Consider the following 21,128-nt stretch of genomic DNA (forward strand, 5'->3'; position numbering starts at 1 on the left):
CGCCAATCTCATGCGCAGAAATGCTCACCCGTGATTTTCCAAACAGGCTCTTAGACTACAAAAACTAGTGGCGACACGGAGCGCTTCCGCTGACTAGTTGCATCACATTTATCGGGAGTAGACAAATGGAATTCTATGGGCAGAGCAAAGCTACATCTTGCAAATGCTTCGAGTAACGCAAAATGGATCTGTCTTCCATCAAGCTCGACGACACACTCAAAGCTGTCCAAATTGCTTTCTATATTGTGGGCACTTCAGTTGCGGTTTTGACATATCGGGCCGCTAGGCGCGGTCTATTGAACACGGTCGCGACGGAATATCAAAAGCGGGTCATGGATCGATTGCAACAGTTATCCGAAGACCTATTCAGTGAGTTTGACGATACGTCGCTGACGCACTGGTCACGAACCAACCCTGTTCACGATACGATCAAAGAAATCAACGAAATTTTTATCGACGATGATCTAGTAGATTTAAAAGAAGAAATCTTCGCAGCGCGGCGGTACGATTACGGAATACCGATTCTGCCGAATGTCTTACGGCTGATGCACATGCTTAAACCGATAACGTCCGATCCCTTTATTCCACGCAATATAAAGGCCGCAGTCGTCGACTTGATCGAGAACCGGATAAATGTGATGCAAAGTATCTACGGCAACGAATTCGAACGATATACTGACCACCTAGCCAAGCGTAAGCAAAAGCCGCTAACCAAGCTCGAAGATATCAATAAATTTCACAATCGTACCATTGATCAGCTGAATCAGCAGGGGTACGGAATTTGTAGTATCGAGGTCGATACTCATAATATACGCACAATGATTCAAGATTATTTCGAGAGTTTCAATCCCCACCGACGTTGGTGGCATAGAACATTTGCTGCAGAGCGCAGACTGGAACACAATCAAGAATCACGCCTTGCCGCCTCTCGTTTGATCCGGCCACTCGCTAGATCAATGAAGACGGCCGCTCTTCCTATAGTGACTGATTATGCTCGAACATCCGCAATAAGCGGGCAGCGTCCGTCATACATCCTCAAGTTGCAGGCTAAAAACAGCGGTTAAGGGTTCAAAATCGGACATTCTGCTCCCCCGTAGCGGCCATGTTTGTGAGACGAGCGAATATCAAAGAATTTCACCACCAACTTCGTCGTCTACCATGCGCTACACTCCATATGGAAGCCTTCGAACTGGACCGGCAACAGGGGAGGAAAGATACCGAAATGACGGCGTTCAAAAACAGGCAGGATGTCACCGGCGCGATTATCACAGCCCGCGTCGCCAAAGGCGTCAGTTGGGGCGATGTCGCCACAGCCGTGGAGCAGAGCAAGGAATGGACGGTCGCGGCCTGCCTGGGGCAGATGGCGTTCACTTCGGTGCAAGCCGGAAAGATTGTCGCGCTGTTTGATCTCGACGAGACCGCGTTGCCATGGCTGCAGATTCCGCCGTCAAAAGGCTCGCTTTCCGGCGCGCCGCCCGCCGATCCTTTGCTCTACCGCCTGCATGAAATTGTCAGCGTATTCGGACCGGCGATCAAAGAACTCATTCACGAGGAATTTGGCGACGGCATCATGAGCGCCATCGATTTCAAATTTGAAATCGCGCGAGAGGCTAACCCTGCAGGTGACAGGGTCAGCCTGAACATGAGCGGGAAATTTCTCCCTTACAAAGCGTTTTGAAACACGCTCTCTAAAGGAAAAGTCTTTACCCACGGGGGCAATGTGGCCGCGTCGAACCTGTTTCGACGCGGCGTCGGCCTGTTCAGGCGGCCGCTCTTTCAGCGGCCAGATGCAGGGCCGCCACCTTGGGAGGGGCTCCCACCGGAAGAACTGCGTGGCCGAGTTGTTCCTCGATCACCTCGGCCATCGCGAGATACAGCGCCGATGCGCCGCAGATCAGGCCTTCGAATCCTGCGAAACGGGTGATCGCGACATTGCCTGTGGCTTCTCCCGCAGCGAGAAGGAAAAACAGGACCGTCAAAGACGCGAAGACAAACTGCAGGACGCGGTTGGCGCGCAAGGTTCCGATGAACATGAACGCTGTGAAGACGCCCCATACAGCAAGGTATGCCGCCATAGCAGGTGCGGTGGCTGCTGCGGCGAGGCCTAGTTTCGCCATGAAAATCAACGCAACGAGAGAAATCCAGAAGGCGCCGTACGAAGTAAACGCCGTCAGCCCGAACGTATTGCCCTTGGGGTATTCCAGCAGTCCGGCGCAAATCTGTGCAGCGCCGCCGAAGACGAGGCCCATCGCGAGCACCGATGAGTTCAGCGGCAGGAAACCGGCGTTACAAAGATTGAGCAGAATGGTCGTCATTCCGAAGGCCGCAAGGCCAAGCGGCGCGGGATTGGCGAGGGGTTTCATGACCCGATACTCCGGCGGCGCATCTCGTGTGACCCGACTATTCAGAGCATCCACGGGCGCTTGCCCATTCTTCTGCCTTCCGTCGTTATTTATCAACGCATGAGATAACTTCTATTAGCATTGTGGCGTTCACAAAATAGCGCACACCGTCCGGGCTACTGCGACAGCGGCGCGGCGACGCCTCCGCGCCCGGAATTGGCTAGCGCCTGAACCCCAAGAGCGACCCAGTGATCGCCCCGATGCGTCAGGACAGGCGCGCCGCTGCTGCCCCGCGTCGCGGCACAGTCATGTGCGATCATTGGGTGCCCTGCCTGATCGGAAACGAGGGCCGTAACCTGGCAGTTTTGGTCTCGGATCAGGATTTCCTGATAGTCCTGTTCATAACCGCCTATTGTCACAGGCGTCCCCGGCTGTGGCAGGCCCTGCGTCACTGTCAGCGTCTGCTGCCTGTCTGCGACGGACGCGTCGAGAAACAGGGTGGCCCGATCATACGCCGCCGTCGCGGCCTCATTTCGCGGATCGTAACCCGGTGGAACGAGGAAACGCGCGACACGTGCATGAGCGGCATACCGCCCGCGACTATAGGCGCGCAGGAAATGTATGTCTTCCGGCTGAATGTAATGTCCAGTTTTGGGGAGGTAGAGACAGTGCGCGGCTGTTTCCACGACGTCGGGCGCAATCACAAATCCTGTGCAGCGGCCACCGAGCGCTGTCTGGACCCGCCCCAGAGCGCTCCACGGGAGCAAGTCGGGGTTGGCTACGCTGCGAGCGTCGGAGGCGCCGACGCCGGGAAGGGCGGGCGACGCTTGGGCAGAATGGGCTGCAATCGCATGCACCACTCCCGCCATAAACGCCGCCAGATATCGTCGCTTCGGCAATGGCCGCTGAAACCCCGCTTAATGAAAAACGCAAGAAAAAATACACAACTTTCTCAACTTAAATTCTCAGGTCCAAAGCTGTCGGGTAGCAACTCCGCCAGACTGCGGACAAACAGCACGCGCCCCGAACCGTCGACCATCGTGACGTTTAACGTCGAAGTCCCAAATTCTCTCAGTTTCTGCCGACAGCCGCCGCAAGGCGGGCAGGGGGTGCCATCGCCGCCACAGACGACGGCTTCAACGATCCGCCGTCCGCCGTTCGCCACCATTGCCGAAATGGCGCCCGCTTCGGCGCAGACGCCTTCGGGATAGGCCGCGTTCTCGACGTTGCAGCCGACGAAAATGCGGCCGTCATCGCATCGCAAGGCCGCGCCGACGTGAAAGCGGGAATAGGGGGCATACGCTCGCTCCCTGATCGCGACCGCCCCGCGTATCAGAGCGTCGAGCGTCGATCCGGCTTCAGAGTTGTCGGTCGGTGAATATTCACTCATCGCCGTAACCTACCGGATGATCCTGCCGCCATGCGAGGGCGGTTGCGACCGTCTTGTCCAGTTCGGTGTATTCCGGGCGCCAGCCGGTTTCACGCATCAACAGGGCGGGGCTCGCCACAAGGCTGGCTGGGTCGCCGGGACGTCGTGCTCCAAGGTTCCACGGCACGGTCAGGCCGCTGACGCGCTCCACACTGCGAATGACTTCCAGATTCGAAGCGCCACGTCCGGTGCCGACGTTGAAGGTGACGCTGCGTTCCTTGAGCAGCGGCAACACAGCGAGATGCGCCTGCGCCAGATCGGAGACGTGGATGTAATCGCGGATACAGCTTCCATCCGGCGTCGGGTAATCCTGTCCGAACAGTGTCAGGGCGTCCCGTCGTCCAAGCGCTGCGTCGATGACGAGGGGGATGAGATGCGTTTCCGGTCGATGGTCCTCGCCCGCGCGCCCGAGCGGATCGGACCCCGCCGCGTTGAAATAGCGCAGGCACGCGCTGCGCAGTCCATGAATCCTGTCGGCCCAGTAGAGCGCCCGCTCGACCACCAGTTTGCTCTCGCCGTATGGTGAGCCAGGATCGATGTTCGTGGTCTCGTCGATCGGCGCGTCCCCGGCAGAGCCGAACAGGGCTGCGGTGGAGGAGAACACGAAGCGCTTCACCCCGTGCCGCACGCATGCGTCGATCAGGTTGAAACCCAACGCTCCATTGGCGGACATATACATCAGCGGTTGCGCCATGCTTTCTCCGACAAGGGAGAGGGCCGCGAAATGAAGGACGCCATCCCATGGCCCGTCCGCCAGAACGCTGTCGAGCAACGGCAGATCGGCGAGGTCGCCGTGAACAAAGCGCACTTGCGGCGGCACCGCCGCGCGATGGCCGGTACGCAGGCTGTCGAAGACGACGACTTCGTGACCGGCGTCCAGCAGGGCAAGCACGACATGACTGCCGACGTAGCCGGCGCCGCCAGTGACCAGAAAGCGGGAAGGGGTCATCGGTGTCGATTTCTCCATTGGCGGCGGCGACTCCGCCCCGCTCAGGTAGAGCGCATGTATCGGCGCGCTATCGCCGATCCGCTCGCCTGTGGCTGGGCTGTCTCCGTGGCCGGAAAAGCGGGCGTCACCGGCGCGAAGGAAACGTCGCCGTCCCGCCGCCCCCGTAACAATTCATGATTTTATAGAAGCACGAGCCCGGAGCGGTGTCATGCCCTTTGCCGGACGTGGCGAACACATCGCCTGTCCCAGGCAAAACAAAAGGCGAATGAACGGCCGCGCGCGGCGGAGCGTGGTTCGAGGCCTGATATTCCAATACCGATAACCCTGTGGTGTAACCGCAACGCACATGTTGCGACCGCAGCATGAACGACCGCTGTTGCGACAGCACGAGCACAGGAACGAAAGCGCCGCCATGACGACCATCGAAGGGCATGTCGTACTCCCGGATCAGGTGCTCCCGGCACGCGTGACTTACGACTCGGTCATTCGCTCGATCGAACCGTTTCCGGCCGCGCCGCGCCGACTGATCCTTCCGGGATTCATCGATGGACACGTGCACGGCGGGGACGGCGCGGACACAATGGACGGGCCGGACGCGATCCGCCGCCTCTCGCGATTCCATCTTGCGCATGGAACGACCACCATCCTGCCGACCACCATCACGCGCCCCTGGGCCGACGTCATGTCGGCGCTGCGCGCTGTCGCGGAGGTGAGGGCGCAGGGCGTCGAGAACGGTCCTGATATTTACGGCGCCCACCTAGAAGGCCCGTTTGTCAGTCCGCACAAGCTGGGCGCGCAGCCGCCTTTCGCCGTCGCCCCTGAGCCAGCGCTTGTCGAGGAAGCTCTGTCCACGGGCGTCGTGAAGGTGGTGACGCTGGCCCCTGAACTGGACCACGCGGAAGACGCCATCGGCAGGTTTTCGCGCGCCGGAGTGCGGGTCAGCCTGGGGCACACCACGACCGATTACGATGGCGCCGCGCGCGCCATCTGCACGATCTGCGCGGCGGGCGGCGTCCCCGGCGCGACACACATGTTCAACGCCATGTCGCCGATAGAAGGCCGTCGCCCCGGTCCGGTCACGGCGTTGATCTGCAGTGACGCCGCCTATGGCGAGATGATTTTCGACACGCATCACGTCCACCCGGCGACTTTCAGGCTGGTCGAACGCAACATGCCCGGGCGCCTGCTGTTCGTGACCGACGCCATGCGCGGCGCGGGCGGCCCGGAAGGGGAGAGCACGTTGGGCGGGCAGGCGGTCATGATCCGTGATGGCGTCGTGCGTCTTCCCGACGGATCGCTTGCAGGCAGCGTCCTTACGCTCGACGTCGCTTTCCGCAATGCGGTGACGACCGGCGGCATGTCGCTGCCCCGCGCCGCCGCCTTGGTGAGCGGCAACGCGGCGCGTTATCTGGGGCTACATGACCGCGGCCGAATCGCGCCGGGGCTGCGGGCCGATTTCGTCGTGATGGATGAGGACTTTGCCGTGCAGGAAACGCATGTTCTCGGTCGGCGCACGACCTGAGATTCGGACGCGCTGATGGCGCAACGCGCAGTCCTGTCGTATCCATTCGCCGCCCTTCCTCACGGGTAGGAAGGCTGTTCCGCAAGGATAGAGGTCGAAATGAAGCTGTATTACAGTCCCGGAGCGTGTTCCCTCGCGCCTCATATTGTTCTCCAGGAGATCGGCGCGCCGTTCACCATTGAGAAAGTCGATCTCCGGGCGAAGACCACGGAAACCGGGCAGAACTTCCTGAAGATCAATCCTCGTGGCGCGGTTGCTGCGCTCGAGATCGAGCCGGGCGTCGTCCTGACCCAGAACGCCGCAATCATGCAGTATCTTGGCGACCACAGCGATGTGGCGGCCTTTAAGCCTGCTTACGGCTCCATGGAGCGCGCACGCCTTCAGGAGGCTCTTGGTTTCTGCGGCGATCTGCATAACGCGATGAGCGCGCTGTTTGCACCGAACCCGACTGAGGAAGCGAGGGTCGCAGGCGCCGCCAAAATTGAACTGCGCCTTACGCAGTTTGAGGCGTTCCTTACTCCGGGAGCGCCTTACATCCTTGGCGAAACATTCACGCAGCCGGACGCATATGCCTTCGTAATCCTCAGTTGGGCTCGCGCCAAATCTTTCGACATTTCCCGTTTCGCTACGGTCGAGGCATTCAGGGATCGTGTCGGCGCCAGACCGGCGGTCATTGCCGCCTTGAAGGCCGAGGGGCTTATCTAGGTAACTTATCTGCCTGGGGGGACGCCGTGCGTTTCTCCCAGGTGGATAGGGTGAATATCTCGAAGCCGGTCTCCGTAACCGCGACCGTGTGTTCCCATTGGGCGGACAGCCCGCCATCCTCGGTTACGGCGGTCCAGCCGTCTTCAAGAATTTCGACGCCGTCGCCGCCAACGTTCAGGATCGGCTCGACCGTCAGGAACATACCCGGACGCAGCACCGCGCCCCGTCCAGGCCGCCCGTAGTTCAGTACGTCCGGCGCTGCGTGATACACGCGACCAACGCCGTGTCCGCAAAAATCCCGTACAACGGTGAACCGTGCAGACCGCGCGTATTTTTCCATGGCCCAGCCGACTTCGCCGAGTCTTGCTCCCGGGCGAATTAATTTGATCCCCGCCATCATGGCTTCATAGGTCGCCTTGATCAGCCGCGTGGCCTGCGAACTGATATTGCCGACGGCGTACATACGGCTCGTATCGCCGTGCCAGCCATCGACGATGACGGCGAGGTCGATGTTCAGTATGTCGCCTGTCGAAAGAGTTCGCGAACCGGGTATCCCGTGACAGACCTCCTCGTTCACCGAGATGCAGGTTGCGTGACTGTAGCCCATATACCCAAGAGACGCCGGTATGCCGCCGTTCGCCACGACGAATTCGTGGCAGATGCGATCCAGTTCCGCAGTGGTGACGCCTTCGCCTACATGTTCGCCGATCATGTCGAGCGCCGCAGCGGCGAGATTCCCCGCCAACCTCATGGCGGCGAAGTCGGCTTCTGTGTGAATAACGATATCTCGCATGATTCTCTGTCGTCGTTTTGGAATAGGGCAGGCGACGCAGGCGATTGACGCCCACGACTCACTGATTCGTCGATTGGACTTTCGGCCTGGTGACGTCATCTGTCGAGATGGCAGAGCGATTAGGGTCTGATCGGGGTTGTCGCGCCGACAATGAGCCAAAGACAACAGTATCTTCTGGCGAGATAGTAAATTAACGGCAGTTTTGTAGTGTTATAATAAAAATTTGTGCATCCCCATGGGGTTGTACGGTTTTGTTTTAACATTGACTTGTATGTCTTCGTCGGGAATTGGTAGGTATATTACATTAAAACAGGCATGGCGCGCATACCATGCTGACAGGGAGCATGGCGTATGAGCGGATTTCTGAAAGGCCTTAAGGACAAGGCTCTGAACAGCGTAACCAACAACGACGCGGTGGCTGAAGCCGTGCGTAAAATGTTGGCCTCAGAGCACGGAAAGGCGGGTGTCGAGCATATCGTCCAGCAGTGCGAGAAAGTCGGACTTGGCGAGAAGGCCCGGTGCTGGGCGAACGGCCAGCCGGCGGAGCCTTTGACAGTCGAGGAAGTCCAGCGCCTGCTGACTTCTGATCAGGCCAAATTTATCGCCAGTTGCACTGGATTGCCGCTTGCGCCCCTGCTGCCGCTTATTGCGAAGACGCTGCCGGTCGCCGTCGAGCGCATGGCGGCCCGCGCTCGCGCCGAAGACGCCGCGGCTCCGGCGGCTGACGCCGCAGAGGCGTGAGGTCCGGAACGCGCGCTGGCGAAAGTTGAACCGGAAACTTCAGCCGGAGAAAGCTGCTCTCATTTCCGGTTTTTCGGTGCAGCGCTTGCCGCATCGCCAAAAACATCATGCAAGGACGTGCTGAACTGCCCCGGCGCCAGAGGCTTGGGCTGGCTGGCGGCAGGCGCCCAGGCGCTCATCACGGCCATGTGCAGAGGCACGGAGAGACTGTCTCCCTCAGGCGTTCGTTCCTGCAACGCCGCGAGCGCGGCGGGGAAAAGAGCCAGCGGTGGCGTTCTGTGATCGCGCAGACGCACGGCATTGGTTTCGCCCGCCGCCCGTAGATCCTTCAGCAACGCCAGCGCCGTGCGGTATCGCAGATCCAGTGTATCGGCGTCGACGACCGGCAATGCGAAACCTGTGCGTTGCAGCAACGCCGCACAGTCCCGAAGGGCCGGAAACGGCGACACCCGCGCCGATACGCCGTCGCGCAACGCGAGTTCGGTTTCGGCGAGCGTCTCCCGAAGGCCTGATAATGTCGGCAGGACCGGCATGCTGGCGAGAAACAGGCCGTCGGGCTTCAGGACATTCCGTATCTGCGCCAGAGCGCCCGGAAGGTCGTTCACCCAGTGCAGCGAGAGATTGGCTACGACGAGATCGAACGCAGCTGGCGCGAACGGCAGGACCTCCTCGTCAGCGCAGACGGAGCCAGGACCCGCCAGGCTCGCCATACGGGGTGAAAGATCGCAACTTGTGACCGCGACGCCGCGCGCCTTCAGGCCCGTGGCGACCGCGCCACGACCGCCGATGTCGAGCGCATGAGAGAAGCTGCGCGTGACGTCGTCCAGCCGTTCGAGCAGCCTTTCGGCGGTCTCCCGCAGAACAGGAGAGACGCCGCCAAGCGTCGCGGAAGCTCGATCCCGATGCAGGCGGACGGCCCGGCGGTCGAAAATGAGATGATCTTCGTCCATGAAGCCACCATGTGCGCGCGCTCAGCGTCTGTGCCAAGAGGATATAGAGGCGCGCGCTGAGAGGTATGAGCGCCGAGTGTCGACTTGCGGGCCTGCAGGAGAGCGTTGATGCCGATAATGGAATCTGCCGCTGGGGGCGCTCTGATGCGCGGCGCCCGCTCGGTCGGACGATTCGCGCTCGACCTGGTCCTGCCGCCGACCTGCGTGAGTTGCGGCGCAGAGGTCGACCGCGCCGGGGCGCTCTGCCCTGACTGCTTCGCACGGCTTCGTCTGATCGGTGCGCCACGCTGCGACCGCTGTGGCGTCCCTCTGGCCGCAGACTCCCATCTTGGGGCGACGTCATGCTGCGTTCGCTGCGAGCGTCGGCCTCCAGTCTGGGTGCAGGCCAGAGCCGCCTATGTCTACGACGACGCATCGCGGGATCTGATTCTCGCCTTGAAATACGCCGATCAGACGCAGAATGCCGCGTTCCTCGCGCGGCAGATGTCGCGGGCGGGGGCTGACATGCTGGTGGACGCCGATCTGCTCGTTCCGGTGCCCGTGCATTGGCGTCGTTTGCTCCAGCGCCGCTATAATCAGGCCGCGCTGCTGGCCCGAGCCGTCAGCCGGATGTCCGGCGTTCCGGTGCTGGTCGACGCTCCTCGGCGCCCGCGCGCTACGGCTCGCCTTGTCGGGTTTTCCGCTGCTGAGCGGGCACGGGAAATGACCGAAGCCATTGTGATCAACCCTAAGAGACAGGCCTTGCTGGCGGGCCGCAGAGTGGTTCTGGTCGATGACGTGCTGACGACCGGGGCGACGGCTTCGGCGTGCAGCGCCGTGCTGTTGGCTGCAGGCGCTGCGAGCGTCGGGATTTTGGCCGCAGCCCGCACGCTACGCCCTGAAACTGAGGACGCGGACGCGCCCGCATGGCTGAACGAGGGGCCGTAAGATTCACGCCGTTACGCATCACATGCATGGCGCCTGTGACAGAGGCGCAAGACACGGTATGGTGTAAAGCAGATCGCTCGTTCCGACGTATGGCCAGACGCGATGTCGAACGACACGCGCGCTGAAGCGCCGACAGATGCGTCGGGGCGAGAAAATGCCGGAGTTACGATGCCTAGCGTAGAGATTTACACGCAGCCGGGTTGCCCCTACTGCCACCGCGCCGTCGCCTTGCTCGAGCATAAGGGCGTTGCATTTACCGAAATCAATGCTCCTCGAGGAACGCCGGAACGTGAGACGGCGATACAGCGTTCGGGCGGGCAGACCACCGTTCCGCAGATTTTTATCGACGGGCAGGGTATTGGCGGCTGCGACGATCTTTTCTCCTTGGAGCGGCGTGGGGCGCTCGATCCTTTGCTGGGTCAGGCCTGAGCGCCATGGGGGGATTGCGCGGGAGTAAGGGGCGGTGATTCATTATCAGCTGCGGTGCGCAGCCGGTCATGAATTCGAAGGGTGGTTCCGTAACTCGACAGCCTTCGACGATCAGGCGGCGCGCGGCCTTCTTTCCTGCCCGCAATGCGGCGCGAGCGACGTCGTGCGGGCGCTGATGGCGCCGTCGGTCGTCACGGCTCCGTCTCGCGCCCCTCAGGCCGCCAGGCCGTCTTCTGGCTCGGGTGAAGTTCCCGCGTCCGGCCATGCCGCGGGCCCGATCCCGGACGCGTTGCTTGCCGCCCTGCAGCGTCTGCGTCGCGAGGTCGAGACAAATGCGGAGCATGTTGGCGACAGTTTCGCTGATGAAGCGTTGCGTATGCACCGCAAGGAAGCCGATGAGCGGGCGATCTATGGCAGCATGTCCGATGAACAACGCGAAGCGCTGGAAGATGAGGGCGTACCATTCCAAAGCATTCCGTGGGTTGCGCGCTCTGACGGGTGATAACGTCCGGCGCGCGGCGTTCGCTTTTTTCGCGATTGCCGTAGCCGACATATCCTCCGCCAGCGCACAGCAGGCGGGCGCCAACGCCACGTCAACGGCTGCCCCGCTCGACCCCGGAACGCTTGGGGGGCTGTGGCTGAGTGAGAAGCATGATGGCGTCTTCAGCATCCGCAGTTGCGGCGATACGATCTGCGGCGCCCTTGTCGGAATGCAGTACGACGGCCCCGAGATTCCGCGTGGCAAGCACGGTCAGTCCGAGTGCGGCCTGACGATGTTGACGGATTTCAGGCCAAGCGACGATACGTCCGGCCGGTGGGAGGGGCATATTCTCGACCCGGACTCCGACAAAACTTATGATGCGCAAATCTGGTCACCGCGCCCGAATGTGATGAAGCTGCGCGGCTACGTGGGTATACCTCTCTTTGGCCAGACGCAGACATGGACACGTTACTCTGGACCAATAGGGGCCGCCTGCAGGTTGCCGGAAAACCCCTGAACTACGTGCGCCGGGCAGGTCAATAAGGAAGAACAATGGAAAACTGGAATATCAGCCGTCGGGTTCTCGGCTCATCACTTGTCGCCGCCGGGGTCGCTGGCGCCGCATGGCGTGCATCGGCGGCAGCTCCGAAACCAGCGGCGCCTCCGCCGACGCCTCCCGCCGAACCCTTGCCCGCAGGAGCGCTGCCCAAGACTACGCCAGAAGCCGCAGCGGCGCAGTCAAGCGGAGAGCGTGTGTTGTGCTACGTTGGGGGTTACACGAAGCACGGGCCGCCGGAAGCCAACGCGAAGGGCGTGACGTTGTTCGAGATGAATCCGGACAACGGCGTGCTGACCCATCTTTCCGTGTTCGAAGACACCGACAATCCGTCGTTCCTCGCGCTCTCCCATGATCGCCGCTTTCTCTACGCCTGCAACGAACTGGAAGATTACGGGGCGAACAAGGACAGCGGGGCAGCGACGGCGTTCTCCATCGATCCGCGCACCGGCGTGCTGACGAAGCTGAACACCGTGACGTCGGCTGGCGCCAATCCGGCGCATCTGAGCGTTCATCCGTCGGGCCGCTTCCTGCTGGTCGCCAATTATTCCAGTGGCAGCGTCGCCGTCATTCGAATCAAGGACGACGGAAGCCTTGGCGAGCGGACGGCCCTCGTGAAGAACTCCGGGCCGCGCATGCCTGAGCGGGCGAAGGACAACCCTCCCGGAAATTACGCTGTCAGCGACCATTCAGGCGCCCATGCGCACATGGTGCAGGCTGACGTGGCGGGACGCTTCGTCCTTGTCGCCGACGCCGGGCTCGATCGTATCTACGTGTTCACGCTCGATCCTGATCACGGAACGCTGACGCCCGCGAAAATACCGTTCCACGCAATGGAGCCGGGCTCGGCGCCTCGGCATTTCTGCTTCAGCCCGGACGGAAAGACGATCTACATTCTGGGCGAGCAGAATTCCCGCGTGGTCGTTGCGGATTATGACACTGACACCGGCGCGATCTCGCCACGTCAGAGCATCTCCACCGTTACGTCGCATTTCCGAGGCAGCACCATCGCCGCTGGAATCATGCTGCATCCGAACGGAAAATTCCTTTACGTCACGAACCGTCTGGGCAACTCCATAGCTGTGTTCGGCGTCAAGCCCGATCGTTCTCTGGCGCTTCTGGACGAGGTGTGGGCGCGTGCGGATTACGGACGGTCGCTGAGCTTCGATCCCGCTGCAAAATTCCTTTTCGTCGCCAACCAGCGCAGTGATTCGATCACCTCGTTCAAGGTTGATCCCACGACAGGCGCGCTGGATTTCACCTGGACGTTTACGCCGGTAGGCACGCCGACGGCTTTCGCGTTTACGACCACCAAGGCCTGAGGACGCTCTTCATAAGGCGACTAAAGTAAAATTTCCTGCCACGAGACGCGCCTGCGTTCCCTTGGGAATACGGGCGCGTTTTTCGTTGGCGGGCGTTGTGACGTGAAACGGCTTATCGCGGGCGAGCGCTACCAGCTTGCGCGAACGCTACCGAGCACCTGCCTACGCTGCCCATAATAACATGTCGTCGTTCCCGAGCAGCTGGCGACATAGGTTTTGTCAAACAGGTTGTTGATATTCAGTCCGATGCGCCACCGGTTGCTTCGTCCAAAATCATAGTGGACGGCGGCGTCGAAGAGGGTGACAGCCGGTGTTGCGAACGTATCGTTGTTGTCGCCTTCGATGTTGCCGATATATCTCATCCCCATGCCAACACCCAGACCAGTCAAAGCAGGTATCAGCCCGGGCTGCATCTGGTAGTCGCCCCATAGAGAGACGGTATTACGTGGAATAAGAGTCGGGCGCTTGCCGTTCTGGCCTATGGTGGATTTACGAATAACCGGATCAAGATATGTATAGGCGAATACAAGGTCGAACCCTGATCCAAGGCTGACGTTTGCGGACGTTTCGAAGCCCTTGACGCGAACTTCGCCGGTTTGAATTGTGTTAAGAGCGTTTGATGGATCGGTCTGGCTCACATTCGTTTGGGTAAGGTCAAAGAGCGAAGCCGTCAGGAAGCTCGATTTGTCCTTCGGCTGATATTTCGCGCCGACCTCTACCTGTTTCCCGTAGGTCGGCTTGAAAGCCTGTCCGTAGAAATTGACGCCCGTAACTGGCTGGAAAGAGCGTGCATACGACGCGTAAGCCATGAGGCCGAATGGAAAAAGATAACCGATGCCCCCGCGATAGGTGAAAACTCCGTTGTTCTGGCCACTTGTGACTGCGCTCGAACTGGTCGTGGTCAAAGTCGCAGTATTCGTCCAGTCGTAACGCCCGCCGAGGTTCACCAGGATGCGGTCCGTGATTTTGATTTGATCCTGAAAATAAAGTCCTTTTTGTTCTGATTGCTGGACGATGTGGGTCGTCATTTTAATGGCGGGCTGGATTGTATACACCGGATTGAAAATATTGAGCTGCGTGCCGGTCGTGTAACCATAATCCTGAGCAAGATCGTAACGAGAATAGTCGAATCCGAGTAATACGGTCTGATCCACTGGACGGGTATGAATATGACCGACAAGACGACTGTCGGACGTGTATAATTGCCCAGACGCCACCTCACGAAACGCGAGACGGTTTATATGGATCATGTCTGCGCTCAGGCTGGTGCTATAGGCCTGTGACCAGTTCAGATCGAGCCCGAGATATCGGAAGCTCTGCTGAAAACGCCAATTGCTGTTGAAACGATGTTCGTAAAGAAAGCCGACCGCGTATTGGTTCCGATCCCACTTGTCGAGATCAGGTGATCCAAGGAAGCTGGATGTGCTCAGCTTTCCATTCGGATTGTAAAGCGCCGTCCCATAGGCCGGATAGAACTGATCCCCTGACGTATGATCATGCAGATAAGACGACAGGAAGGTGAAATCGTCCTTCGGGGTGATGTGCCAGGTAAAAGAGGGCGCAACATAGATGCGGTTGTCCTTCACATAATGGACCTGAGTATCCGCATCGCGCGCCAGCCCGACAATACGTCCGTCTACAGCTCCCCCGGTTCCCGGGATGGAGCCGGTCATGTCGAACTGTCCCTGATATCGCGCCCAGGAACCGGCGACGAACTGCAGTTCATGATACGGCGTGGAACTTGGCTTTTTGCTGACCATGTTTACCAACCCACCCGGCGCCGCCTGTCCGTAGAGCACCGAGGACGGTCCATTCAGCACCTCTGCACGGTCCAGTCCATATTGCTCCTGAACGGGTCCGGTCGTGCCTGCGGTAAGACGCATGCCATCGAGGTACATACCATACGTCGTAACATCGAAGCCGCGGATGCGGATCCAGTCGAAGCGGGAGTCTGCGCCATAGGTATCCGGATTGACGCCCGGCGCGTAGCGCAGAGCCTCGCCGATTGATTGCACCAGACGTTCCGTCATGAAGGCGCGGGTGACGACCGACACGCTTTGTGTCGTCTCCAGAAGCGGAGTGTCGGTCTTTGTGCCTGCCGACGCGCTGGTAGCGACCATGCGGCGGCCGAGAACATTAATGCTCTCGGGCTTTGCTGCCGCCAGAGCGCCGTGAAGCGGGGGGGATGAAGCTTTTCCGCTCGCGCCTGATGGGGAAGGGGGCGCTGCCGTCGCGGCGGCCTTGTTGACGTCCTGTTGAGGAGCGCGCGCGCGGACATACCGGGCATTGGCGGCATATGCGTGACCGGCCAAAAGCCCGGTCATGGCTGCGCCGCCGAGGAGAAATTTTGGAACAGTCTTTACATCCAGGGAAAATCTGAGAGCGAGCATCGGCTTCTTGTGCATTTTTGTGACCGCGCAAAGGAGACATCCGCCAAAAACGGCCTCGAGTTATTATTGCAAGTGATAGTGATTCGCAACATAATATGTCGAGAATGAATTCGACGGTTAAGCCCACAAGATGACCACGCCGACCCAGCTGCGCGCGGTGAAGGCGCCGCTGAAACGACGTCGTCCTCTGAAGCATTCATGGCGAGATTGTTCAGCAACGATACTGCTTCGACGGGACCGGGGCGCCATTCCCGACGCCGCCAGCGCGCGCGGCCTTGAACAGGGACATGCATCAGTTATAGCCGCATGATCCCGTGACCGTGCGGCTGTCGAGGTTTCGGTAATCCACGGAATCTCGATCTGATCGGGTCTGCCGGCGTCCTGGAGAACCGCAGGGTCGGTTCAGTCAGCTTCAGGAAGCAGGGCCGTTCGCGGTGTCAGGGAAAGCGCAAAGCGGGAAACAGCGCGACAGCAGACGCCCACGGCTCGGACGATGACGACGAAAGTGGGAGCGGCGCGAGCGAATAGTTATCCGCGCCCGCTGGTTTCAGGATTTACGCGTAGCGTCGCCAAATGGGCCACCGGGCGGAGGTCGCGCTCCGAGCACCTTGCCCATGCCCGGATCCGTGTTGCTGGGATGACCGTCTTCCACATGCCCAGCCAATACCGTTTCATATGAACGATCCTCGACCTCGCCGATCTTCAGATCATACCACCCACTGGTATCGGTAACAGAGACGCTTACGCTTTTTTCTTCATGCGGAGGAATGACATGCTGGACGGAAACGCCAGTGTAGATGTCGGTCAGCAACATATGCGCTCGCCGACCGCCATGGTTGGTCAGGATCACCACCAGCGAGTGGTGGTCGCGGCCGGTTTTTGTGGCGACGCCTACCTGCGCTGCAGACGCATCGGCGAAAGCTCCCTTGAATGAGCGGTAAAATCCGTTCGGCCCATGAACAGCTACATCGTAGGCTCGTTCCTGCAAACCGTCCCAGGAGGTGCGCAGATTCTCACCACCTGTAACCGTGTAGAAGCGTGGGGATGAGATGCCCAGTCCATCGCGTAATTGAAAAATTGCTGCAGAATTTCCACTGTTTTCGAAATTCAACGATAGCGTATCCCTGCGGCGGTGCGGCGTCGCTGACACATGCAGATCGTAAGGAAGGGCGCGTGCCGGACGTGTACCGGTTTCCTGCTCGGGCATTCGCTGAAGGTCCGAGGGGCGGGGGGATGGAACATCACGACGTTCATGATTTTTCGGAGCGAATGGCGCTGTGGACGGCAATGCCGGAGATTTGTCATTCGCAGATGAAAAATCGAACGCAGACGTCAAATCTCCTGCGACCGCGCGCCTCCATGGCGTTATATTATCTTCGGCGAAAGCCGATCCGCCCATGTCGAACCGTCTTTCAAGAAAACGGATGAGCGAGGTGTGATCGAACACTTGTGAATTTACCCATCCGCCGCGGCTCCAGGGTGAAATGACCAGCATGGGCACGCGCGGCCCCATGCCGTAAGGGCCTGCCGCGAATTTGGCGGAACCTGGAAAAAACTCGTCGTCCGTTGCAATCGTGGATGCGCCGCGCGTCGTGTCGAACGGGGGGAGCGGCGGAACTACGTGGTCGAAAAATCCGCCGCTTCCGTCATATGTCAGAAATAGAGCCGTACGTCCCCAGATATCAGGATTGGATGTCAGGATATCGAGGACACGTCCTGCGTACCAGGCCCCGTAATTTGCAGGCCAGTCCGCGCGCTCGGAATACGCTTCCGGAGCGACGATCCAGGAAACCTGTGGCAATACGCCGCTCTTCACATCGGCTTCGAAATCGGCGAGCAGCGCGTTTCCATTACCAGCGTGGGCGCCGCTTCGGGCGGCGCGGGCGAGGGGCGTCCCATCCGCCGCCGCCTGAAATCGCTTGAAACGGAGCAGGGTGTTATCGCCGCCGTTGCCGGCAAAGGCTTCGGGAGATGCGCCCCAATGGCCTTCTGCAGTCAGCCCCTGCCCGGCATCCTGATACACGCGCCACGACACCCCAACCATGTCCAGTCGCTCGGGGCAGGTTCGCCACGAGTAGCCGTCGCCCGCGTCGTCCAGCATCGGCCCGCCGTTCCTGCCGTCGTTGCCGACCCAACCGCTCCACATGCAGGACCGGTTTGGACCGGCAGGCCCCAGTACGGACGAGTAATAGGAGTCACAGACCGTGAAAGCGTCCGCCAGTGCGTAGTGATACGGAATGTCGTCGCGGAGCATATGGACCATGCTGGCCGCTTCTTTGGCCTGAGCCCAGTCGCTCCAATGGCCGTAACCAGCCGCACGTTGCATGGCCTCCCAATCATCGGAAGGGCGTGAGAGTGGACGGGCTCCCAGATCCGGTTCGTCAGGCCGGAAAGGAAACACGGCGGCATTTCCATCGGGCTGCGCCCAGATGGCGGCGCCGGACGAAAGGCGCGCAGGGTGCGGGTCGTTGAACCCGCGCACGCCCTGAAGCGCTCCGAAATAATGATCGAACGACCGTCCCGACTGCATCAGGATGACGACGTGTTCGACATCTTCGATGGAATGTGTTCGGCGGTATGCGGGTAACGCCATGGCGCGGCGGACGCCGCGTTCAAAACTCGTGGAGAGCGCTGCTGCGCTCAACCCCTGCAACACCGCCCTGCGACCGCTCAAGGACTTCCCGAACGCCCCCGTCATTGCGACGCCATCGACGAAGTGCGCGGAGCTTGCGCCGTCGATGCCGCGCGGGAGATCAGGCGACCTCCCGGATCAGCTTGCCCAGCTTTTCGAAGGTTTCGTCAATCTGCGACTTCGTGATGATCAGTGGCGGCGAGAGTGCGATGATGTCGCCCGTGTAGCGCAGCAGTAGCCCTTCATGGAACGCGCGGTGGAACACATCGTAGGCGCGGGTCCCCGGAGCGCCCGCGCGCGGCTCAAGTTCTACGCCCGCGACAAGGCCGATGTTGCGGATATCCACCACATGCGGCAGCCCGTTCAGGGAATGCACAGCCTCCTCGAAATACGGCGCGATTTCCGCTGCGCGTTCGAACAGGTTTTCCTCACGATAGGTGTCGAGCGTCGCCAGACACGCTGCGACCGCGAGCGGGTGACCCGAATAGGTATAGCCATGAGGAATGTCGATGCCGTTTTCCGGTCCCTGCATGAACGCCTCGAACACATGATCGCGCAGGATGGCCGCGCCCATAGGCACCGTTCCGTTCGTCAGACCTTTGGCGCAGGTGATGATATCCGGAATCACGCCCAGACTTTCGGCTGCGAAGCAGGAGCCACCGAGGCGTCCAAAGCCGGTAATCACCTCGTCGAATATCAGGAGGATTCCATACTTCGTGCATATCTCACGGAGTCTCTGCAAATACCCCACAGGAGGCACCAGCACCCCGGTCGATCCGGACATGGGTTCCACGATCACGGCTGCGATCGTGGACGGGTCGTGAAGAGCGACGATCCGCTCCAGCGCGTCAGCGTATTCCGCGCCGAATTCCGGTTGCCCGCGTGAGAACGCGTTGCGGGACAGGTCGTGGGTGTGGGGAAGGTGGTCGACGCCTGGCAAAAGTGGGCCGTAAATCTTGCGATTCGAGCCGATTCCGCCGACAGACATGCCGCCGAAGCCCACTCCGTGATAACCGCGTTCACGGCCAATCAAACGTGTGCGCGATCCTTCGCCGCGCAGGCGATGATAGGCGAGGGCGATCTTGAGCGCGGTATCTCCGGCTTCTGAGCCCGAATTACAGAAGAATACGTGATTAAGATCGCCGGGAGCGAGAGCGGCGACGCGCGAAGCCGCCTCGAAAGCCAGCGGATAGCCGATCTGAAAGTTCGGGACGAAATCTACCGTGTCGACGACTTTGTGAAGCGCCTCCACCACGCGGCGGGGGCGATGCCCGGCGTTGACGCACCAGAGACCGGCGCAGCCGTCCAGCACCTGGTTGCCAGCGTCGTCCGTGTAATACATGCCTTCCGCGCCGACCAACATGCGCGGCGTCTTGCGAAACTGCCGGTTCGCCGTGAACGGCATGAAGTAGGCGTCCTGATTGGTCGACAGCATCGCGCACCCTGATCGGTTGGCCGGTCACAGGATCGTCCCGGCCTGATGGAAAAGTCTTCAGACGCGTCAGGAATTCCTTGCCGCGACGTCCTCCGTCACGATTCAATCCGGAGAGGACGCGTTCACGATAAGCTACGATCGGGCGAAAGGTCGAGATGTCCGGACAGTTCGAATTGGTAACGTATTATGTATTTCACTGCCTCGGGAACGCAGGGGCGGCCTGTGTTCCCGAGGATGATTGCGTCGGTCAGAAAACCTGGCTCACCCAGCCGTGCGCATCGGTGGAGCGGCCGCGCTGCGTGTCGACAAGAGCGGTGCGAAGTGCGCCGGTGATCTGCCCTGCTGCGGTGCCGGAGCCGATGCGGGCCTCTCCCTCGCGCGTCTTGACGACGCCGATAGGCGAAATAGCCGCCGCCGTGCCGCAGGCGAACGCTTCCGTCATACGACCGGATCGTGCGTCGGCCAGCCACTGCTCGATCGAGTAGGCTTCTTCCCGAACGGTCAGTCCTTTCTCACGCGCGAGAGTGATGACGCTGTCACGCGTGATGCCGGGCAGGATGGTGCCGGAGAGGGGAGGCGTGACCAGTGAACCGTCTTCGAAAACGAAAAACACGTTCATTCCGCCCATTTCCTCGACATCCGTATGCTTCACGGCGTCGAGGAACACGACCTGATCGCAGCCCTGGGCTTTCGCCTCCGCCTGCGCGAGCAGGCTGGCTGCGTAATTGCCGCCGCATTTCGCGGCGCCCGTGCCGCCGGGGGCTGCGCGCGTATAGGTCTCGGAGACCCACACCGTCACGGCGCCTGCGCTGAAATACGCCCCGACGGGGGAGGCGATCACCATGAACAGATATTCTGACGCCGGCTTGACGCCGAGGAACGCGTCGTTGGCGAACATGAACGGTCGGATATAAAGGCTGGCGTTCTCGCCTTCGGGAATCCAGTCACGATCGGCGCGCACAAGCTGGTTGACCGCTTCGAGGAACAGTTCCTCAGGAATTTGCGGCATCGCCATGCGCTCCGCGGAGGCGCGGAAGCGGCGGGCGTTGGCTTCGGGGCGGAAAATCGCGGCACCGCCATCCTTGGTGCGGAACGCCTTCATGCCTTCAAAAATTTCCTGAGCGTAGTGCAGAACCGCCGCCGACGGGTCGAGGGTAATCGGGCCGCGCGGCAGGACTTCCGCATCGTGCCAGCCGACGCCATCCTTATATTTTACGACAACCATGTGATCGGTTGCGACACGTCCAAACGCCGGATCGGCCATCAGCTCGGCGCGCCGCGCCGCAGGCGTAGCGTTCGGATGCGGATGGATAGTGAACTTTAATCCCTCGGCGCTGCTCACGTTCTGTCTCCCGTCATCGACCCGGAGTGGTTCCGGCATCGTGCTGTTTCTGCTGCGCGATAGTTTTTTACGCGCCAGCCTTTGTTATCAGGTCGCCCCGCTTCGCCTCCTGCGCACAAGGGAGCGCGGCGGGGCTGACAGATGAGCGCCAATTTGCGTGTTCAGCAAGACGCTCCACGCACA

The 21,128-nt window shown here is 60.5% G+C and carries 20 protein-coding genes; 10 read left to right on the plus strand and 10 right to left on the minus strand.

Annotated features, from left to right (window positions below):
- Positions 1-182: 182 nt before the first annotated feature.
- Positions 183-1,064 carry a hypothetical protein gene (locus J2D73_RS11090; RefSeq protein ID WP_207881628.1) on the plus strand — a complete coding sequence of 294 codons (882 nt, stop codon included), beginning with the start codon at positions 183-185 and terminating at the stop codon, positions 1,062-1,064.
- Positions 1,065-1,222: 158 nt separating this feature from the next.
- Positions 1,223-1,678: a cyanase gene (gene cynS, locus J2D73_RS11095; RefSeq protein ID WP_207881629.1), complete on the plus strand. Its 456-nt coding sequence runs from the start codon at positions 1,223-1,225 to the stop codon at positions 1,676-1,678.
- Positions 1,679-1,760: 82 nt separating this feature from the next.
- Here the strand turns inward: cynS and J2D73_RS11100 are convergent, their stop codons facing one another.
- The 4 genes from J2D73_RS11100 to galE all read right to left on the minus strand — a co-directional run bounded on the left by J2D73_RS11100 (position 1,761) and on the right by galE (position 4,720).
- Positions 1,761-2,363, minus strand: coding sequence for an acetate uptake transporter (locus J2D73_RS11100; RefSeq protein ID WP_207881630.1), 603 nt, complete (start codon positions 2,361-2,363; stop codon positions 1,761-1,763).
- A 155-nt stretch (positions 2,364-2,518) separates the two neighbouring features.
- Positions 2,519-3,211 (minus strand): trypsin-like serine peptidase, encoded by a 693-nt coding sequence (locus tag J2D73_RS11105; protein ID WP_207881631.1) that lies wholly within the window; start codon positions 3,209-3,211, stop codon positions 2,519-2,521.
- 83 nt (positions 3,212-3,294) lie between these two features.
- Positions 3,295-3,732, minus strand: a complete 438-nt coding sequence (locus J2D73_RS11110) for a cytidine deaminase (protein WP_207881632.1) — start codon at positions 3,730-3,732, stop codon at positions 3,295-3,297.
- Positions 3,725-4,720: a UDP-glucose 4-epimerase GalE gene (galE, locus tag J2D73_RS11115; RefSeq protein ID WP_207881633.1), complete on the minus strand. Its 996-nt coding sequence runs from the start codon at positions 4,718-4,720 to the stop codon at positions 3,725-3,727. Before galE ends, J2D73_RS11110 begins: the two co-directional genes overlap by 8 nt.
- A 412-nt stretch (positions 4,721-5,132) precedes the next feature.
- Between galE and nagA the strand changes: the two genes are divergently transcribed.
- Both nagA and J2D73_RS11125 read left to right on the plus strand, forming a co-directional pair.
- Positions 5,133-6,242 (plus strand): N-acetylglucosamine-6-phosphate deacetylase, encoded by a 1,110-nt coding sequence (nagA, locus tag J2D73_RS11120; protein WP_207881634.1) that lies wholly within the window; start codon positions 5,133-5,135, stop codon positions 6,240-6,242.
- Positions 6,243-6,341: 99 nt separating this feature from the next.
- Positions 6,342-6,947 carry a glutathione S-transferase family protein gene (locus J2D73_RS11125; protein ID WP_207881635.1) on the plus strand — a complete coding sequence of 202 codons (606 nt, stop codon included), beginning with the start codon at positions 6,342-6,344 and terminating at the stop codon, positions 6,945-6,947.
- On the opposite strand, the gene map is transcribed toward J2D73_RS11125, so the two are convergent.
- Complete coding sequence (gene map / locus J2D73_RS11130; protein ID WP_207881636.1) at positions 6,940-7,740, minus strand: type I methionyl aminopeptidase; 801 nt, start codon at positions 7,738-7,740, stop codon at positions 6,940-6,942. The two genes, J2D73_RS11125 and map, sit on opposite strands and share 8 nt — an antisense overlap.
- A gap of 351 nt (positions 7,741-8,091) precedes the next feature.
- On the opposite strand from map, the gene J2D73_RS11135 reads away from it, so the two are divergent.
- Positions 8,092-8,481, plus strand: coding sequence for a YidB family protein (locus J2D73_RS11135; RefSeq protein ID WP_207881637.1), 390 nt, complete (start codon positions 8,092-8,094; stop codon positions 8,479-8,481).
- 59 nt (positions 8,482-8,540) lie between these two features.
- Here J2D73_RS11135 and J2D73_RS11140 read toward each other — a convergent pair whose 3' ends face one another.
- A complete protein-coding gene (locus tag J2D73_RS11140) occupies positions 8,541-9,431 on the minus strand; it encodes a methyltransferase domain-containing protein (protein ID WP_207881638.1) in 891 nt (296 codons plus the stop codon).
- A 108-nt stretch (positions 9,432-9,539) separates the two neighbouring features.
- Here J2D73_RS11140 and J2D73_RS11145 point away from each other — a divergent pair, with 108 nt between their 5' ends.
- From J2D73_RS11145 to J2D73_RS11165, 5 genes are all read left to right on the plus strand, one after another.
- Positions 9,540-10,358 (plus strand): ComF family protein, encoded by an 819-nt coding sequence (locus tag J2D73_RS11145; protein ID WP_243429877.1) that lies wholly within the window; start codon positions 9,540-9,542, stop codon positions 10,356-10,358.
- Positions 10,359-10,526: 168 nt separating this feature from the next.
- Positions 10,527-10,787: a glutaredoxin 3 gene (grxC, locus tag J2D73_RS11150; RefSeq protein WP_207881750.1), complete on the plus strand. Its 261-nt coding sequence runs from the start codon at positions 10,527-10,529 to the stop codon at positions 10,785-10,787.
- Positions 10,788-10,821: 34 nt separating this feature from the next.
- A complete protein-coding gene (locus tag J2D73_RS11155) occupies positions 10,822-11,289 on the plus strand; it encodes a DUF1178 family protein (RefSeq protein ID WP_207881639.1) in 468 nt (155 codons plus the stop codon).
- Positions 11,270-11,785 carry a DUF2147 domain-containing protein gene (locus J2D73_RS11160; protein WP_243429878.1) on the plus strand — a complete coding sequence of 172 codons (516 nt, stop codon included), beginning with the start codon at positions 11,270-11,272 and terminating at the stop codon, positions 11,783-11,785. Before J2D73_RS11155 ends, J2D73_RS11160 begins: the two co-directional genes overlap by 20 nt.
- A gap of 35 nt (positions 11,786-11,820) precedes the next feature.
- Complete coding sequence (locus tag J2D73_RS11165) at positions 11,821-13,146, plus strand: lactonase family protein (protein WP_207881640.1); 1,326 nt, start codon at positions 11,821-11,823, stop codon at positions 13,144-13,146.
- Between the two features lie 128 nt (positions 13,147-13,274).
- Here the strand turns inward: J2D73_RS11165 and J2D73_RS11170 are convergent, their stop codons facing one another.
- The 4 genes from J2D73_RS11170 to J2D73_RS11185 form a co-directional block, all read right to left on the minus strand.
- On the minus strand, positions 13,275-15,470 hold the full coding sequence (locus J2D73_RS11170; RefSeq protein WP_207881641.1) for a TonB-dependent siderophore receptor: 2,196 nt from the start codon (positions 15,468-15,470) through the stop codon (positions 13,275-13,277).
- Between the two features lie 613 nt (positions 15,471-16,083).
- Positions 16,084-18,234: a phosphocholine-specific phospholipase C gene (locus J2D73_RS11175; RefSeq protein WP_207881642.1), complete on the minus strand. Its 2,151-nt coding sequence runs from the start codon at positions 18,232-18,234 to the stop codon at positions 16,084-16,086.
- A gap of 55 nt (positions 18,235-18,289) precedes the next feature.
- Positions 18,290-19,603 carry an aspartate aminotransferase family protein gene (locus J2D73_RS11180; protein WP_207881643.1) on the minus strand — a complete coding sequence of 438 codons (1,314 nt, stop codon included), beginning with the start codon at positions 19,601-19,603 and terminating at the stop codon, positions 18,290-18,292.
- A gap of 247 nt (positions 19,604-19,850) precedes the next feature.
- Positions 19,851-20,945: a branched-chain amino acid aminotransferase gene (locus J2D73_RS11185; RefSeq protein ID WP_341535076.1), complete on the minus strand. Its 1,095-nt coding sequence runs from the start codon at positions 20,943-20,945 to the stop codon at positions 19,851-19,853.
- Between the last annotated feature and the right edge of the window lie 183 nt (positions 20,946-21,128).

It is taken from the genome of Acetobacter sacchari (genome assembly GCF_017377715.1).
Classification (GTDB): Bacteria; Pseudomonadota; Alphaproteobacteria; order Acetobacterales; family Acetobacteraceae; genus Acetobacter; species Acetobacter sacchari.

Coding starts and splice junctions, on each gene's coding strand:
- J2D73_RS11090 (WP_207881628.1), top strand. CDS start 183: ATGGATCTGTCTTCCATCAAGCTCGACGACACACTCAAAGCTGTCCAA.
- cynS (WP_207881629.1), top strand. CDS start 1,223: ATGACGGCGTTCAAAAACAGGCAGGATGTCACCGGCGCGATTATCACA.
- J2D73_RS11100 (WP_207881630.1), bottom strand. CDS start 2,363: ATGAAACCCCTCGCCAATCCCGCGCCGCTTGGCCTTGCGGCCTTCGGA.
- J2D73_RS11105 (WP_207881631.1), bottom strand. CDS start 3,211: ATGGCGGGAGTGGTGCATGCGATTGCAGCCCATTCTGCCCAAGCGTCG.
- J2D73_RS11110 (WP_207881632.1), bottom strand. CDS start 3,732: ATGAGTGAATATTCACCGACCGACAACTCTGAAGCCGGATCGACGCTC.
- galE (WP_207881633.1), bottom strand. CDS start 4,720: ATGACCCCTTCCCGCTTTCTGGTCACTGGCGGCGCCGGCTACGTCGGC.
- nagA (WP_207881634.1), top strand. CDS start 5,133: ATGACGACCATCGAAGGGCATGTCGTACTCCCGGATCAGGTGCTCCCG.
- J2D73_RS11125 (WP_207881635.1), top strand. CDS start 6,342: ATGAAGCTGTATTACAGTCCCGGAGCGTGTTCCCTCGCGCCTCATATT.
- map (WP_207881636.1), bottom strand. CDS start 7,740: ATGCGAGATATCGTTATTCACACAGAAGCCGACTTCGCCGCCATGAGG.
- J2D73_RS11135 (WP_207881637.1), top strand. CDS start 8,092: ATGAGCGGATTTCTGAAAGGCCTTAAGGACAAGGCTCTGAACAGCGTA.
- J2D73_RS11140 (WP_207881638.1), bottom strand. CDS start 9,431: ATGGACGAAGATCATCTCATTTTCGACCGCCGGGCCGTCCGCCTGCAT.
- J2D73_RS11145 (WP_243429877.1), top strand. CDS start 9,540: ATGCCGATAATGGAATCTGCCGCTGGGGGCGCTCTGATGCGCGGCGCC.
- grxC (WP_207881750.1), top strand. CDS start 10,527: ATGCCTAGCGTAGAGATTTACACGCAGCCGGGTTGCCCCTACTGCCAC.
- J2D73_RS11165 (WP_207881640.1), top strand. CDS start 11,821: ATGGAAAACTGGAATATCAGCCGTCGGGTTCTCGGCTCATCACTTGTC.
- J2D73_RS11170 (WP_207881641.1), bottom strand. CDS start 15,470: ATGACCGGGCTTTTGGCCGGTCACGCATATGCCGCCAATGCCCGGTAT.
- J2D73_RS11175 (WP_207881642.1), bottom strand. CDS start 18,234: ATGACGGGGGCGTTCGGGAAGTCCTTGAGCGGTCGCAGGGCGGTGTTG.
- J2D73_RS11180 (WP_207881643.1), bottom strand. CDS start 19,603: ATGCTGTCGACCAATCAGGACGCCTACTTCATGCCGTTCACGGCGAAC.